Below are 1,303 nucleotides of genomic sequence, written 5' to 3'. Positions count from 1 at the left end.
TGGTTTGGTTTGAGTGGGATAAAAATTGGGCGAAAAACATGGGGGTACTACGACACCCCCCATGTGTCCATTGTCCATTAAACAGAATACTTTTTTCAAGAAACCTTTTAGGTTAGGGGTTTTCGGGAGGTTTTGAGATTTTATAAAAAATGTTGTATTTCTAACGTATGTATAATATAATGATGGAATAGAGATAAAAATAGTAAGAAAGAAGGTTTTTTGATGGTTGAAGTTGAAAAGAAAAAAATTACTTTGTCTATACCTGTTGAAACTAATGGAAAGCTGGAAGAATTGGCCCAGAAATATGGCATGACTAAATCTGGATTGGTTAATTTTTTGGTTAATCAGGTTGCAGAAGCTGGAACTATTTATAGGCAATAAAAAAAGCGCCCTGTGCATAGGACGCAATCTAAAAGTCTGTGAGGTAATTATAACATATGAAAAGTGAATCTAAAATCGATTGGACGGTACCTCGTCCGAATAAAAATCCCAAAACAAAACAGCCTTATAAACGTGGTCGTAATTGGGGTATTGTTGTTTATCCTGAAAGTCTTCCTGAAAATTGGAAAGATATTATCAGGCAAGAGCCTATTGCTGTCAGTCCCTTACATGATAAAGATGTTAACCCTGATGGAGAAAAGAAAAAATCTCACTATCATCTTGTTTTGAACTATAAAGGGAACAAATCTTTTGAACAAATTGATGAAATTGCTAGGTCTTTAAGGGCGCCTGCTCCTCAAAGAATTAGTAGTTTAACTGGCGCTGTTAGGTACTTGACACATATGGATAATCCTGAAAAATATCAGTATGATAATGCTGATATTGAGACCTTTGGAGGCTTTGATTTAGAGAGTTGCTTAGCTCTTTCTACTGGCGATAAGCGCCAAGCCTTACGTGACATGTTGGCTTTTATTTCTGAAAATGAAATTATGCATTTAAAAGACTTTGCAGATTATTGCATGTCTGAGGAAGCACCAGCTGGCTGGTTCGAACTTCTAACTGAAAGAAATACGCTTTTTATTAAAGAATATATCAAGTCAAATTGGCAGAAACAACAGTATGCTAGTAAAAACATCAATAAAATGTCGGATTAAAATTTTATTGATGTTGTTGCTATATTATTATTGTCAGGTTCACTAATTGCATTCATTATTGCTTTTGCCATTCTAAGAAAGGGGCGTAATACTAATGACCATTAAATGTAGTATTTGTGGTAAAGAATTAAAAACCTGGGATGAAGCTTTTTTCAAGATCAGCATACCACCACGTTCATTTACAGAGATACGAAAGTTTTTAAAAGAAA

Annotated in this window: 2 protein-coding genes; both read left to right on the top strand. The window is 34.5% G+C overall.

All coding sequences use genetic code 11. The features are described from left to right. Positions 1–222 precede the first annotated feature (222 nt). The gene (locus C5L23_RS00010; RefSeq protein ID WP_068281361.1) at positions 223–381 is read left to right on the top strand and encodes a protein repA; all 159 of its coding nucleotides are present in this window, start codon (positions 223–225) and stop codon (positions 379–381) included. 56 nt (positions 382–437) lie between these two features. Then, a complete protein-coding gene (locus C5L23_RS00005) occupies positions 438–1,094 on the top strand; it encodes a replication protein (RefSeq protein ID WP_010008895.1) in 657 nt (218 codons plus the stop codon). The last annotated feature ends 209 nt before the right edge of the window (positions 1,095–1,303 follow it).

Origin of the sequence: Leuconostoc fallax (assembly GCF_004354645.1) — a bacterium.
Taxonomy (GTDB): domain Bacteria; phylum Bacillota; class Bacilli; order Lactobacillales; family Lactobacillaceae; genus Leuconostoc_B; species Leuconostoc_B fallax.
Note: the sequence above shows the minus strand (reverse complement) of the source record. Positions and strands in the feature narration are given on the sequence as shown.

Bases quoted from the DNA above. Each gene is read 5' to 3' on its own strand.
- C5L23_RS00005 (WP_010008895.1), top strand. From the start codon at position 438: ATGAAAAGTGAATCTAAAATCGATTGGACGGTACCTCGTCCGAATAAA.
- C5L23_RS00010 (WP_068281361.1), top strand. From the start codon at position 223: ATGGTTGAAGTTGAAAAGAAAAAAATTACTTTGTCTATACCTGTTGAA.